The sequence below is a fragment of the Pseudomonas sp. OE 28.3 genome, from assembly GCF_014268205.2.
In the GTDB taxonomy this organism is placed as follows: domain Bacteria; phylum Pseudomonadota; class Gammaproteobacteria; order Pseudomonadales; family Pseudomonadaceae; genus Aquipseudomonas; species Aquipseudomonas edaphica.
In genome coordinates, this window is the sequence record NZ_CP077082.1 from 830,560 (window position 1) to 845,217 (window position 14,658).

Annotated in this window: 10 protein-coding genes; 8 read left to right on the plus strand and 2 right to left on the minus strand. The window is 61.5% G+C overall.

Annotated features, from left to right (window positions below):
- Window positions 1-12 precede the first annotated feature (12 nt).
- The 7 genes from dnaB (at window position 13) to HU759_RS03620 (ending at window position 12,694) form a co-directional block, all read left to right on the plus strand.
- Window positions 13-1,410 (plus strand): replicative DNA helicase, encoded by a 1,398-nt coding sequence (dnaB, locus tag HU759_RS03590; RefSeq protein WP_017138451.1) that lies wholly within the window; start codon window positions 13-15, stop codon window positions 1,408-1,410.
- 426 nt (window positions 1,411-1,836) lie between these two features.
- Window positions 1,837-4,140: a YgiQ family radical SAM protein gene (locus tag HU759_RS03595; RefSeq protein ID WP_017138450.1), complete on the plus strand. Its 2,304-nt coding sequence runs from the start codon at window positions 1,837-1,839 to the stop codon at window positions 4,138-4,140.
- Window positions 4,141-4,301: 161 nt separating this feature from the next.
- Complete coding sequence (locus HU759_RS03600; protein ID WP_099548100.1) at window positions 4,302-5,234, plus strand: NAD synthetase; 933 nt, start codon at window positions 4,302-4,304, stop codon at window positions 5,232-5,234.
- The gene (locus tag HU759_RS03605) at window positions 5,231-5,680 is read left to right on the plus strand and encodes a hypothetical protein (RefSeq protein ID WP_170040298.1); all 450 of its coding nucleotides are present in this window, start codon (window positions 5,231-5,233) and stop codon (window positions 5,678-5,680) included. The genes HU759_RS03600 and HU759_RS03605 overlap by 4 nt, the downstream gene beginning before the upstream one ends.
- A 187-nt stretch (window positions 5,681-5,867) precedes the next feature.
- Window positions 5,868-9,158 (plus strand): transglutaminase family protein, encoded by a 3,291-nt coding sequence (locus HU759_RS03610; protein ID WP_186617991.1) that lies wholly within the window; start codon window positions 5,868-5,870, stop codon window positions 9,156-9,158.
- A gap of 159 nt (window positions 9,159-9,317) precedes the next feature.
- On the plus strand, window positions 9,318-11,804 hold the full coding sequence (locus tag HU759_RS03615) for a circularly permuted type 2 ATP-grasp protein (RefSeq protein ID WP_017138446.1): 2,487 nt from the start codon (window positions 9,318-9,320) through the stop codon (window positions 11,802-11,804).
- Window positions 11,804-12,694 carry a transglutaminase family protein gene (locus HU759_RS03620; protein ID WP_170040302.1) on the plus strand — a complete coding sequence of 297 codons (891 nt, stop codon included), beginning with the start codon at window positions 11,804-11,806 and terminating at the stop codon, window positions 12,692-12,694. The genes HU759_RS03615 and HU759_RS03620 overlap by 1 nt, the downstream gene beginning before the upstream one ends.
- 46 nt (window positions 12,695-12,740) lie before the next feature.
- Here the strand turns inward: HU759_RS03620 and HU759_RS03625 are convergent, their stop codons facing one another.
- Window positions 12,741-12,923 carry a hypothetical protein gene (locus HU759_RS03625; protein WP_017138444.1) on the minus strand — a complete coding sequence of 61 codons (183 nt, stop codon included), beginning with the start codon at window positions 12,921-12,923 and terminating at the stop codon, window positions 12,741-12,743.
- Window positions 12,924-13,256: 333 nt separating this feature from the next.
- Here HU759_RS03625 and azu point away from each other — a divergent pair, with 333 nt between their 5' ends.
- Complete coding sequence (azu, locus tag HU759_RS03630) at window positions 13,257-13,703, plus strand: azurin (protein WP_017138443.1); 447 nt, start codon at window positions 13,257-13,259, stop codon at window positions 13,701-13,703.
- Window positions 13,704-13,827: 124 nt separating this feature from the next.
- On the opposite strand, the gene nadE is transcribed toward azu, so the two are convergent.
- Window positions 13,828-14,655, minus strand: coding sequence for an ammonia-dependent NAD(+) synthetase (nadE, locus tag HU759_RS03635; RefSeq protein ID WP_065930662.1), 828 nt, complete (start codon window positions 14,653-14,655; stop codon window positions 13,828-13,830).
- Window positions 14,656-14,658 lie beyond the last annotated feature (3 nt).

Genomic DNA, 14,658 nt, shown 5'->3' on the forward strand with positions numbered 1-14,658 from the left:
TTCCAAGTGGCCATGAACGATATTTCAGCTCCTGAGCAATACGATCTGCAAACCGCTGCCCTGAAGGTGCCGCCGCATTCCATCGAGGCCGAACAGGCCGTGCTCGGTGGCTTGATGCTGGATAACAACGCCTGGGAACGCGTGCTGGATCAAGTCTCGGACGGTGATTTCTATCGCCATGACCACCGCCTGATCTTCCGCGCCATTGCCAAGCTGGCCGACCAGAACTCGCCGATCGACGTGGTAACCCTGGCCGAACAGCTGGACAAGGAAGGCCAGACCTCCCAAGTCGGCGGTCTGGGCTACCTGGGTGAGCTGGCGAAAAACACGCCATCCGTCGCCAACATCAAGGCGTATGCGCAGATCGTTCGCGAGCGCGCCACCCTGCGCCAGTTGATCGGAATCAGCACCGAAATCGCCGACAGCGCCTTCAACCCCGAAGGCCGCACCGCCGCCGAGATCCTTGATGAGGCTGAACGCCAGATCTTCCAGATCGCCGAAGCGCGGCCGAAAACCGGTGGCCCAGTCAGCGTCAACGACCTGTTGACCAAGGCCATCGACCGCATCGACACCTTGTTCAACACCGACAACGCCATCACGGGTATTTCCACCGGCTACACCGACCTCGACGAGAAGACCAGCGGCCTGCAGCCGTCTGACTTGATCATCGTCGCCGGCCGTCCATCCATGGGTAAAACCACCTTTGCGATGAACCTGGTGGAAAACGCCGTGCTGCGCAGCGACAAAGCCGTACTGGTTTACTCGCTGGAGATGCCTGGTGAATCGCTGATCATGCGTATGCTTTCCTCGCTTGGCCGTATCGACCAGACCAAGGTGCGAGCCGGTCGCCTGGAAGACGACGATTGGCCGCGCCTGACGTCGGCGGTCAACTTGCTTAACGACCGCAAGCTGTTTATCGATGACACCGCCGGTATCAGCCCATCAGAGATGCGTGCACGTACTCGCCGGCTGGTGCGTGAGCACGGCGACATCGCCCTGATCATGATCGACTACCTGCAGCTGATGCAGATTCCAGGCTCCAGCGGTGACAACCGCACCAACGAGATTTCCGAAATCTCCCGGTCGCTCAAAGCCCTGGCCAAGGAATTCAACTGCCCGGTGGTGGCGCTGTCCCAGCTCAACCGTTCCCTTGAGCAACGCCCGAACAAGCGCCCGGTGAACTCCGACTTGCGGGAATCCGGAGCGATCGAGCAGGATGCTGACGTGATCATGTTCGTGTACCGCGACGAGGTGTATCACCCCGAGACGGAGCACAAAGGCATTGCCGAGATCATCATCGGCAAGCAGCGGAACGGGCCAATCGGCTTTATCCGCCTGGCGTTTATCGGTAAGTACACGCGCTTCGAGAACCTGGCGCCGGGCAGCTATAACTTCGACGATGACGAGTAAGTTTCAGCGCCTGTAAGGGCCTCATCGCAGCATAGGTATCTACACAACCGGTTAACACGAAGTCTGTGGCAGGTGGGCTGTTGTGGCGAGCAGGCTTGTCCTGCGTTGGGCTGCGAAGCGGCCCCAGTACAAGCACGGCAATTTTGCTGAAAGTACTCAGCGTCTGTTTTTGGGGCTGCTTCGCAGCCCAACGCAGGACAAGCCTGCTCGCCACAGGAGAAATAGGCTGCTTTTAAAAGTTGTGTAGATACCTATGCTCATCGCAGGCAAGCCAGCTCCCACATTTGAAGGTATTCACCGTTCGAGTGTGGGAGCTGGCTTGCCTTCGATTGCATCAGCACAATTCCGACCATTACCGTCGGAATTGGTCAAAATTTGTGCTATATTCCGCGCCCGCGATTTTTCATCTCAACACCGGTCACCGTCATGCAAACAGCCAAGCCGTTATTTGACTATCCCAAGTACTGGGCCGAATGTTTCGGTCCTGCGCCATTCCTGCCGATGAGCAGGGAGGAGATGGATCAGCTTGGCTGGGATTCCTGCGACATCATCATCGTCACCGGTGATGCGTATGTGGATCACCCGTCGTTTGGCATGGCGATCATCGGCCGGCTGCTGGAGTCCCAGGGCTTTCGCGTCGGGATCATTGCGCAGCCGAACTGGCAGTCCAAAGACGACTTCATGAAGCTCGGCGAGCCGAACCTGTTCTTCGGCGTCGCGGCCGGCAACATGGACTCGATGATCAACCGTTACACCGCTGACAAGAAAATCCGTTCCGACGACGCCTACACCCCAGGCGGCATGGCCGGCAAACGCCCGGACCGCGCCAGCCTGGTGTACAGCCAGCGTTGCAAGGAAGCCTACAAGAACGTGCCGATCGTACTTGGCGGCATCGAAGCGTCCCTGCGCCGCATCGCCCACTACGATTACTGGCAGGACCGTGTGCGCAACTCGATCCTGATCGATGCCTGCGCCGACATCCTGCTGTACGGCAACGCCGAGCGGGCCATCGTCGAAGTTGCCCAGCGCCTGTCGTGGGGCCACAAGATCGAAGACATCACCGACGTGCGCGGCACCGCGTTCATTCGCCGTGACACGCCTGAAGGCTGGTACGAGGTGGACTCCACGCGTATCGACCGTCCGGGCAAGATCGACAAGATCATCAACCCGTATGTGAATACGCAGGACACCCAGGCCTGCGCCATTGAGCAGGAAAAAGGCCCGGTTGAAGACCCGGAAGAAGCCAAGGTCGTACAAATTCTTGCCAGCCCGCGCATGACCCGTGACAAGACGGTCATTCGTCTGCCGTCCATGGAAAAAGTCCGTGGCGACTCGGTCCTGTACGCCCACGCCAACCGCGTGCTGCACCTGGAAACCAACCCAGGCAACGCCCGCGCTTTGGTGCAGAAGCATGGTGAAGTGGACGTGTGGTTCAACCCGCCGCCCATTCCGATGACTACCGAAGAAATGGACTACGTGTTCGGCATGCCTTACGCCCGCGTCCCGCACCCGGTGTACGGCAAGGAAAAGATCCCGGCCTACGACATGATCCGTTTCTCGGTGAACATCATGCGTGGCTGCTTCGGTGGCTGTACTTTCTGCTCGATCACCGAGCACGAAGGCCGCATCATCCAGAACCGTTCCGAAGAGTCGATCATTCGCGAAATCGAAGAGATCCGCGACAAAGTGCCAGGCTTCACCGGCGTGATCTCCGACCTCGGCGGCCCGACCGCGAACATGTACCGCATCGCCTGCAAGAGCCCGGAAATCGAATCCGCGTGCCGCAAGCCGTCATGCGTGTTCCCGGGCATCTGCCCGAACCTGAACACCGATCACTCTTCGTTGATTCAGCTGTATCGCAGCGCCCGTGCGTTGCCGGGTGTGAAGAAGATTCTGATTGCTTCCGGCCTGCGCTACGACCTCGCGGTCGAGTCGCCGGAATACGTCAAGGAACTGGTTACCCACCACGTCGGTGGCTACTTGAAGATCGCCCCGGAACACACCGAGGAAGGTCCGCTCAACCAGATGATGAAACCGGGCATTGGCAGCTATGACAAGTTCAAGCGCATGTTCGAGAAGTACACCAAGGAAGCGGGCAAGGAGCAGTACCTGATCCCGTACTTCATCGCCGCCCACCCGGGCACCACCGATGAAGACATGATGAACCTGGCCCTGTGGCTCAAGGGCAATGGCTTCCGCGCCGACCAGGTACAGGCGTTCTACCCGTCGCCGATGGCCACCGCCACCGCCATGTACCACTCGGGCAAGAACCCGCTGCGCAAGGTCACCTACAAGAGCGACGCGGTGACCATCGTCAAGAGCGAGGAACAGCGCCGTCTGCACAAGGCCTTCCTGCGCTACCACGACCCGAAAGGCTGGCCGATGCTGCGTGAAGCACTGACGCGCATGGGCCGCGCCGACCTGATCGGGCCGGGCAAGGATCAGTTGATCCCGCTGCACCAGCCGTCCACCGACAGCTACCAGAGCGCCCGTCGCAAGAACTCGACGCCGGCTGGCAGCCATAAGGTTGCGAAGGAGACCACCACCAGGATCCTCACCCAGCACACCGGCCTGCCACCGCGCGGCAGTGATGGCAGCAACCCGTGGGACAAGCGTGAGCAAGCCAAGGCGGCAGCTCAGGCGCGTAACAAGCAGGCGGCTAAAGAACGCAGTGATGCGGCGAAGGGCAAAGGCGGCAAGCCTGCGCGCAAGCCGGTCGTGCCGCGCTGATCGCAACCTGAATATGCAAAACGCCAGCCTCGTGCTGGCGTTTTGCTTTCTATTCGATGGCGTGCCTGTTTGTTAAGGTGTCGCCCATTAGATCGCCATCGCAGGCAAGCCAGCTCCCACAAAGCCGGCCCGGCCACCCTCATATTCAAGGAAGAATACCCATGAGCAACCCCCTGCTCTCCATCGGCATGGACTCCAACCGCTCCCAATTCATGGCGCGCCAGCGCATCGAAAGCCAGATCAACCTGCCACGGTTGTTCGCCGCCATCGATGCCGACCCCGGCATTGTCGGCGCCGGTGTGGTGTACATCGACGCCGACTTCAATGTCATCACCCTGCGCGAATTCAAGCCCCTCTGCAGCATCAAGCCCAAGCGCATCATTTTGCGCGAAGCACAGAAGTACATTTCGCCCGCGCAGTTTGTGGAGCAGGTCAAGACCGACCCACGGGAAGAACGCCTCAGAAAAGAGGCGTTTGATATGGGCTTGTCGTGCACCGCCGCGATTATCGGTTGGATCGTGGTGTTCAGCGGCAGCGTCGCCGTGCCTTTTACGGCGGGCGCCAGCGCGTTCGTGGTGGGCATTGGCGTGACGGCGGCGCTGGCCAGCAGTGCGCAATGCGGGTTTGGCGTGGCGCGTACCTACAACGAGATACTCGACCCTGACGCTAACGACCGGATGGATGACGCCGAATGGTTCGGCGCTGTTTCAACCATCCTTGATACGGCTTCCCTGGTGGGGATCGGCACCGGCGCGCTGACCACGGTGAAGCTGCTCAGGGCCAAAAAGGCTGCCGCTCTGGGCAAGAGTTGGTATGAATTGCTCAAGGGTTTGAATCGCCAGGAACGCAAGAAACTGACCAAGGAGCTGCTAAGCCTGCGCGACCCCAGCCTGACGCCCAAGTTGCTCAAGTTGCAGCAGCGTGCAGGCAAACTGACCAAGAGCTTCAGCTCCACGGAAATTCGGCATGCCACCCTGACCCAGATGAAAGACGCATTGGGCGGCATCCTCGGTATCGTGGGCAGCTACCGCAGCGGTAGCGTGGGCACTGCCACCACCCTTGCAATCGGCTTGTACGAGGACCTCACCGAATGAAAGGTTTCCCCGACATGGGCAGTTTTCTCGCGCGCTATTTCCCGGTGTTCATGGGCACAATCTTCATGGCGATCTTTTCCGGCGCGTCTGCTGTATCCCTCGCCGGCGTGACGTATTTGCGGGGTGTCGATCCGTCGCTTAAATCCGACTACTCAGGCCTGGCGATTTTGCTGCTGGTGACGGTGCTGGTCTTTGCCAACGTGATGGTTACGCGTGGCCGCCCATGGGCCACCGGCCTGGTGGCGGGTTATCTGGGTTGCTGCCTGCTGTTCGTGCTGCCGATGATCCAGTACCCCATTCCCAAACTGGTCTACGGCTCGGCTGTGCTCTTTCCGCTGTTGGGGTTGCTCCTGCTTAACAGCAAGCGCCACCGCGAAATGCGCCAAAAGCTGCTCGAAGTCCGCCACCTTCGCGAAGCCACGATCGCTCGCCACAAAACGCGCTGACTGGGTAGATTCACCACCCGGCCTCACACGCACGCCACAAATATGTGCAAGCCTTGCACCACGGCACCCACGTTGGCGCCGTTTTGGTGCTGTACTGCACCGGGTCTTACGATAAAGCGCAATGACGGCCGCTCTGGCATAAGTCTTGCGCGCTTTGTGTTCATGCCCTGGCTCGCAGGAGGCCGCCGTGTCGATTCATGTCGCGTTGCACCACGTTACGCATTACCGCTATGACCGCGCTGTCGAACTCGGCCCACAGATCGTGCGCTTGCGCCCGGCTGCCCATAGCCGCACGCGGATCTTGTCTTACGCGCTCAAAGTGCTGCCCGAGCAGCACTTCATCAATTGGCAGCAAGACCCGCAGGGCAATTACCTGGCGCGCCTGGTATTCCCGGAAAAGACTGATGAGTTGCGCATTGAGGTCGACCTCGTCGCCGAGATGGCGGTATTCAACCCGTTCGATTTTTTCCTCGAGCCCTACGCCGAAAAAATCCCCTTCAGCTACGCCGCCGATGAGCAGCGTGAGCTGGCGCCGTACCTGGAAACCTTGCCGCTGACGCCAAAGTTTGCCGCCTATCTGGCCGGCATCGACCGCACGCCGCTGCCGGCTGTGGATTTTCTGGTCGGGCTTAACCAGCGCCTGGCCGCCGATATCGGTTACCTGATCCGCATGGAGCCGGGCGTACAAACGCCGGAATTCACCTTGGGCGCCGCTTCCGGCTCCTGCCGCGATTCGGCGTGGCTGCTGGTGCAACTACTGCGCAACCTGGGGTTGGCGGCGCGGTTTGTGTCCGGTTATCTGATCCAGCTCACCGCCGACGTCAAAGCCCTCGATGGCCCGTCCGGCACCGAAGTCGACTTCACCGACCTGCACGCCTGGTGCGAGGTGTATTTGCCCGGCGCGGGCTGGATCGGCCTGGACGCCACCTCCGGGCTGTTCGCCGGTGAAGGGCATATCCCATTGGCCTGTAGCCCTGATCCTTCGTCCGCTGCGCCAATCAGCGGGCTGGTGGAACCCTGCGAGTGCGAATTTACCCACGAGATGTCGGTGGAGCGCATTTGGGAAGCGCCGCGCGTCACCAAGCCCTACACCGAAGAGCAATGGCTGGCGATCCAGGCGTTGGGCCGGCAGATCGACGCCGACCTGCTCAAGGATGACGTGCGCCTGACCATGGGCGGCGAACCGACCTTTGTCTCCATCGATGATCCCGACGGCGCCGAGTGGAACACCGCGGCGCTGGGGCCGGACAAGCGTCGCCTGTCCGCCGAGCTGTTCCAGCGCATGCGCACACACTACGCGCCCAAAGGCCTGGTGCATTTCGGCCAGGGCAAGTGGTACCCCGGCGAGCAACTGCCGCGCTGGTCGCTCAATTGCTACTGGCGCCGCGACGGCGTGCCGATCTGGCACAACAGCGCGCTGATCGCCGATGAACAACAGGACTACGGCGCCGATGGCGTGATGGCCGGGCGCTTCCTGGCCAGTGTCGCCGAGCGCCTTAAACTGCCGGCACGCTTTGTGTTCCCGGCTTTCGAAGACAACTTCTACTACCTGTGGCGCGAAGGTGCGCTGCCGCAAAACGTTACCGCCCAGGACCCGCGTTTAAGCGACGATCTTGAGCGCGAGCGCCTGCGCAAAGTGTTCAGCCAGGGCCTGGATAAAGTCATCGGCCAAGTGCTGCCGCTGGCGCGCACGGCGGCCAATGACCGCTGGCAGAGCGGGCGCTGGTACCTGCGTGATAACCACTGCCGACTGGTACCGGGTGACTCGCCGCTGGGCTACCGCCTGCCGTTGGCCTCGCAGCCATGGGTGACGGCGGCGGAATACCCATTTGTGCATCCCACCGACCCGAATCAGGATCAGCCGGAGCTGCCGACCACCGCCCAACTGCAAAGCCACGCCACGCCTGCGCCGAGCGACGAGCGCGAGCCGAAGGTCGACGAATCCGCCGACTGGCTGACCCGCACCGCCTTGTGTGCCGAAGCACGGGAAGGGCGTTTGTACCTGTTTATGCCGCCGCTGGAACGCGTCGAGGATTACCTGGAGTTGGTGGCCGCTATTGAAGCCACCGCCGAAGAACTGCATTGCCCGGTGTTGCTGGAAGGGTACGAGCCGCCGTTCGATACGCGCTTAAGCAACTTCCGGGTCACGCCGGACCCGGGTGTGATCGAGGTCAATGTGCAGCCGTCCGCCACTTGGGATGAGCTAGTGGAGCGCACCGAGTTCCTCTACGAAGAGGCGCGGCAAACCCGCCTGACCACCGAAAAGTTCATGATCGACGGGCGCCACACCGGCACCGGCGGTGGTAACCACTTTGTGCTGGGCGGCGCGACGCCGAAAGACTCACCGTTCCTGCGCCGCCCGGATTTGCTGCGCAGCCTGATCAGCTACTGGCATAACCATCCGTCCTTGTCGTACCTGTTTTCCGGGCTGTTTATCGGCCCGACCTCCCAGGCGCCACGGGTGGATGAAGCGCGTAACGACGCGCTGTATGAGCTGGAAATCGCCTTCGCACAAATGCCCGAGCCTGGCGAAGAATGCCCGCCATGGTTGGTCGACCGGCTGTTGCGCAACCTGCTGATCGACGTGACCGGCAACACCCACCGCGCCGAATTCTGCATCGACAAACTCTACTCGCCCGATGGCGCCACTGGCCGCCTGGGTCTGTTGGAACTGCGTGCGTTCGAAATGCCGCCCCATGCGCGCATGAGCCTCACCCAACAGTTGCTGTTGCGAGCCTTGGTCGCGCGCTTCTGGCGTGAGCCGTATGCGCCAGCAAAACTGGCGCGCTGGGGCACTGAGCTGCACGACCGTTTCTTGCTGCCACACTTTATCGAGCAGGATTTTGCCGACGTGATCGTCGAGCTGAATGCTGCTGGTTACCCGCTGCGCGCCGAATGGTTTGCCGCACACCTGGCGTTTCGTTTCCCCAAGGTCGGCGACTACGCCGTCGGCGGTATCGAACTGGAGTTGCGCCAGGCGTTGGAGCCTTGGCACGTGCTGGGCGAAGAAGGCGCCGTCGGTGGCACGGTGCGTTACGTGGACTCATCCCTGGAACGCTTGCAGGTGAAGTTGAGCGGCTTGGCGCCGCAACGCTACCTGCTGACCTGCAACGGCATCCCGGTGCCGTTGCAGCCGACCGGGCGTATCGGCGAGTTCGTCGCTGGCGTGCGTTATCGCGCCTGGCAACCGGCTAACTGTTTGCAACCGACCATCGCGGTGCATGCGCCGTTGGTGTTCGACTTGCTCGATACCTGGATGCAACGCTCGCTGGGCGGCTGCCAGTACCACGTCGCGCATCCGGGTGGGCGCAATTACGACAGCTTGCCGGTGAATGCCAATGAGGCGGAGAGCCGGCGTATGGCGCGGTTTTTCCGCATCGGCCACAGCCCAGGCAAATTGCCTGTGCCGCCCTTGGTGATTAACGATGAACTACCAATGACCCTGGATTTGCGGCGTTTCCCCAATAAAAATGACTAAATGAGATCTAAAATGTGGGAGCTGGCTTGCCTGCGATAGCGGTGTATCAGCCAGCCAATCAGGTGGTAGGAAAACCGCTATCGCAGGCAAGCCAGCTCCCACACAAGATCGCGTTGAATTTGATTTAAACTGACTTCCCTTGCCTCTGCCGAGCGTTCCATGCCCGACTTGCTCGACCGTTACCCGCTCACTGCGGGCACCTATCACGAACTGCTCGACGACAGTGGCGCGGTGCGTGCCCATTGGCAGCGCCTGCTCGATCACCTGCAACGCAGTACGCCCGTGCAACTGGCCCAGCGCCAGGCGTTGCTGACCCGGCAGATCCAGGAAAACGGCGTGACCTACAACGTCTACGCCGACCCCAAAGGCGCCGACCGCCCGTGGGAGCTGGATCTGCTGCCCCATGTGCTGGCCGCCGATGAGTGGCAGCACCTGTCGGCCGGTATCGCCCAGCGTGCGCGTTTGCTCAATGCCGTGCTCGCCGACCTGTACGGCCCGCAGCGCTTGATCAAAGAAGGCCTGTTGCCGGCGGAGCTGGTGTTTGGGCACAACAACTTCCTGTGGCCGTGCCAGGGCATTCAGCCACCGGACGGCGCGTTTCTGCACCTGTATGCCGTGGACCTGGCGCGCACCCCGGATGGCCGTTGGTGGGTCACCGCCGACCGTACCCAGGCGCCATCGGGCGCAGGTTACGCGCTGGAAAACCGCACCATCGTGTCCCGTGCATTCCCGGATCTGTACCGCGATTTGCAGGTTCAACACCTCACCGGTTTCTTCCGCACGCTCCAGGAAACCCTGGCCCGCCAGGCGCCCGGTGATGACCAGCCACCGTTGATCGTGCTGCTCACGCCGGGGCGTTTCAACGAAAGCTATTTCGAACACCTCTACCTGGCGCGCCAGCTCGGCTACCCGTTGGTGGAAGGCGGCGACCTCACGGTGCGCGACAGCACGGTGTTCCTCAAAACCCTCAGCGGCCTGCGCCGGGTGCACGCGATCATGCGGCGCCTGGACGACGATTTCTGCGACCCGCTGGAGCTGCGCACCGACTCGGCGCTGGGCGTGCCCGGCCTGCTGGATGCGGTGCGCCAGGGCAATGTGCTGGTGGCCAATGCCTTGGGCAGCGGCGTGCTGGAGTCGCCCGGTTTGCTCGGCTTTCTGCCGAAGATCAACGAGTTTTTGTTTGGTGAAGAACTGATCCTGCCGTCCATCGCCACCTGGTGGTGCGGCGAGGCGCCGGTGCTGGCCGAAGCCTTGGAAAAGCTGCCGGAATTGCTGATCAAACCAGCGTTTCCTTCGCAAAGCTTCGCGCCGGTATTCGGCCGCGATTTGAACGAAGAGCAACGCCTGGCCCTGGCCGAGCGCATGCGTGCGCGGCCTTACGCCTATGTGGCCCAGGAGCTGGCGCAATTGTCCCAGGCGCCGGTATGGCACACCGTCGACGACCATCTGCAACACCGTGCCATCGGCATGCGCGTGTACGCGGTGGCCAGCGCTGACGGCTACCGTGTACTGCCCGGCGGCCTGACTCGCGTGGCGGCTGAGGCGGATGCCGAAGTGGTGTCGATGCAGCGTGGTGGCGCGAGCAAAGACACGTGGGTGCTCGGCGATCGCGCTGTCGGCGGCGAGCATTGGCGCGCGCAACGGGCGATTGGCGTACATGATCTGGTGCGGCGCGACCCTTATCTGCCGTCGCGCGTAGTGGAAAACCTGTTCTGGTTTGGCCGTTACTGCGAACGCTGTGATGACAGCGCGCGCTGGCTGCGCATTGTGCTGGCGCGTTATGTCGATGGCGACGACCCGCAAGCCTTGCAGGCCGCTGTCGAGCTGGGCGAGACCCTGCGCTTGTTGCCGGAGGAGGGCGAACTGCCCGAGCGCCTGCTTGCCGCTTTGCTCGGCGATGACTGGCCGTCGAGCCTGCGCGCCAACCTGCAACGCTTGCAGTGGGCGGCGTCCCAGGTGCGTGGCAAGTTGTCCCGCGAGAACTGGCAAGCGCTAGTGGAGTTGCAGCGCGAAGCCCTGGAGTTGGAAAGCGAGGCCCCGGATTTTGGCGAGTTGCTGGACTTCCTCAACCGCCTGGTGATGTCCCTGGCGGCGCTGTCCGGGTTTGCCCTGGATGACATGACCCGTGATGAAGGCTGGCGCTTTTTGATGATGGGCCGGCGTATTGAGCGCCTGCAATTTCTCAGCAGCAGCCTCGCCGCGTTCCTGCGTGGCGTGGCGGTATTTGATCAGGCCGGGCTGGAATGGCTGCTGGAGCTGGGCAATAGCAGCATCACCTATCGCTCGCGTTACCTGGCCGTGCCGCAACTGATCCCGGTGCTCGACTTGTTGCTGCTCGATGAGCAGAACCCGCATGCGGTGCTGTTCCAGTTGAAGCTGGTCAGCCGCACCCTGCGGCGTCTCAATGATGACTTTGGCGTGCCACGGGAAACCGGCCTGGCGCCGTTGGTGGAGCGCCTGTCGCGTTTTGATCTGGGCTGCCTGGAGAACCCGCTGTTCGGCGAATCCAGCGTACGTGCCGCGTTGGACGGCCTGGCGGACCTGCTGCAAGCGGTCGCCGATGAGAGCGGGCAAGTGTCGGATCGCCTGGCGTTGCGCCACTTTGCCCATGTGGATGATGTCAGCCAGCAAACGGTGTCGGTGTGATGAGTGCGCGCTATCAGATCTTTCACGATACCCATTACCACTACGACAGCCCGGTGTCCCTGGCCCAGCAGTTGGCACACCTGTGGCCGCGCCCATGTGCGTGGCAGCGCTGCAGTTCCCAGCAATTGGATATCAGCCCGCAGCCGTCGTCGCGTCGTGATGAGCTGGACGTGTTCGGCAACCCGATCACCCGGCTGGCGTTCGAACGGCCCCATGATGAATTGCTGGTCAATGCCGGGCTGACCGTGGAAGTGCTGGCGCGGCCGGCGCTGGATTTCCAGCAGTCACCGCCTTGGGACCAGACGCGCGACAGCCTGACCTACAGCAGCCAGGTGCTGTCGCCGGAGATGCTCGAAGCCTGCCGTTATCGCTTCGAGTCGCCCTACGTGCACCTGAAGAGCACCTTCGTCGAGTTCTCCGAAAGCTGCTTCCCGCCAGGCGTGCCGTTGCTGCTGGGCGTGCAGGCCTTGATGCAGAAGATCTTCAGCGAATTCACCTTCGATGCCGAAGCCACCCAGGTCGCCACGCCCTTGGTGGAAGTGCTGGAGCGCCGACGCGGCGTGTGCCAGGACTTCGCTCACCTGATGCTCGCGTGCCTGCGCTCGCGGGGCCTGGCCGCGCGTTACATCAGCGGCTACCTGCTGACCCAGCCACCGCCCGGCCAGCCACGTCTGATCGGCGCCGATGCATCCCACGCCTGGGTCTCGGTGTTTTGCCCGGTGGCGGGCTGGGTGGATTTTGATCCGACGAATAACGTGCAGCCGGCACTGGAGCACATCACTCTGGCCTGGGGCCGTGATTTCTCGGATGTGTCGCCGTTGCGTGGGGTGATTCTGGGAGGAGGGAACCATGACCCGGAGGTTCGGGTGACGGTGATGCCGCTGGAGTAACAGTGGGTTGGGGTGAGCAGGGAGGGCCTGCTCACCTCAACAAAATTTATTCCGCCGGGTCTTTCGGTGTCTCGGTGTCATCAGCAGCCACTTCACCTTCAGCATCCGGGTTCAGTGCGCCTGCTTCTTCATCTGCAGCGGCTTTCTTGCGTTGCAGCTTTTCCTCTTTCTTCTGCTCCTTGGCCAAGTCTCTCTGACGTTTGGCGAAGGAGTAATTAGGTTTGGCCATGGGCGATCCTCTAGGGTCGAAGGTGAGGGTGGGCGGCGCGCAGCTGCCTTGGGTCGCTATGGTAGCAGCTTAGCAGCGCGATTGGCCTTCACTTACCGCAGGCATACGCGGCCAAGAGGCCGTTGAAGAACTGATTGAAGTGCATGGCAGACGCTCCGGTGGGTGATGGAGCGATCATAAGCGGGTGGCGGTTGTTTGGCTGGTAGATTGTGTTGATCAGTCTGATAGCCTAAAGTTGTATACAATCTGTTGATTCAGATCATAAGAATTTCAGCCTGCTTGGGGCACCCTAGTCGCAATACGCGTTTTTTAAACCCTGCCTTGGAGATTCACATGTTTGCCAAAATCGTTGCTGTTTCCCTGCTGACACTGGCGAGCGGCCAGTTGCTTGCTGCAGAGTGCGCGGTCACTGTTGATTCCACCGACCAGATGTCCTTCAACACCAAAGAAATCACCATCGACAAGAGCTGCAAGAAGTTCACCGTGAACCTTGAACACTCCGGCAGCTTGCCGAAAAACGTCATGGGCCATAACTGGGTGCTGAGTTCCGCCGCCGACATGCCGGGCGTTGCCAGCGACGGCATGGCCGCTGGTATCGACAAAAACTACCTCAAAGACGGCGACACTCGCATCATCGCTCACACCAAGATCATTGGTGCTGGTGAGAAAGATTCGGTGACGTTTGATGTGTCGAAACTGGCTGCCGGCACGGATTACGCGTTCTTCTGCTCGTTCCCGGGCCACATCTCGATGATGAAAGGCACTGTGGTAGTCAAGTAACACCGCGTTATCGTTCATCGCAGGCAAGCCAGCTCCCACATTTGACCGCGTTCCCCTGTTGGAACTCGGTCAAGTGTGGGAGCTGGCTTGTCGAATCGTCGCACCGCTGCGATTGCGGTCTACCTCACGGCGCAAATGGCATGACGCGCTTGTGCTCAGTCTTGCGATACGTGTCGCAGATAATCTTGAACGCTTCCTCACGCACCGGCTCGCCGTGCAGGAACGCATCGATCTCGGCGTAGGTCACGCCGTGTGACGCTTCGTCCGGTTTGCCCGGCGACAGGTCTTCAAGGTCGGCAGTCGGGATCTTCTCGACCAGCGACTCCGGCGCGCCAAAGTGCCGCGCAATCGCACGCACCTGGTTCTTCACCAGCCCGCTCAACGGCGCCAGGTCGCAGGCACCGTCACCGAACTTGGTGAAAAAGCCCATCACCGCTTCCGCTGCATGGTCGGTACCGATCACCAGGCCACCGGCCGCGCCGGCGATGGTGTACTGCGCCACCATGCGCATGCGCGCCTTGGTGTTGCCCAGCACGAAATCACGCGACACCGCCGCCTTGCCTTCAAACGCCGCCACTTCATTGGCCAGGGATTTAACCGCCGGGCCGATGTTCACGGTGTGGCGCTCGTCCGGGTCGATAAAGTCCACCGACGCCTGGGCGTCGTGTTCGTCGAACTGGGTTTCGTAGGGCAGGCGCACCGCGATAAAACGGTAGGCCTCATCACCTGTGCTGGCACGCAGTTCTTTCATTGCACGCTGGGCCAGCAGGCCGGCGGTCAGCGAGTCGACACCGCCGCTGATGCCCAGCACCAAGCTCTTGAGCCCGGAATTGCGCAGGCAGTCCTGGATAAACCCTACGCGGCGCGCCACTTCGGCCTCAAGGGCGGCCTGGTCGTTGAACGGTGCTTGGACCTTGAGCTGCTGCGCAATCTCACGCTGTACGGCTTGCATGAT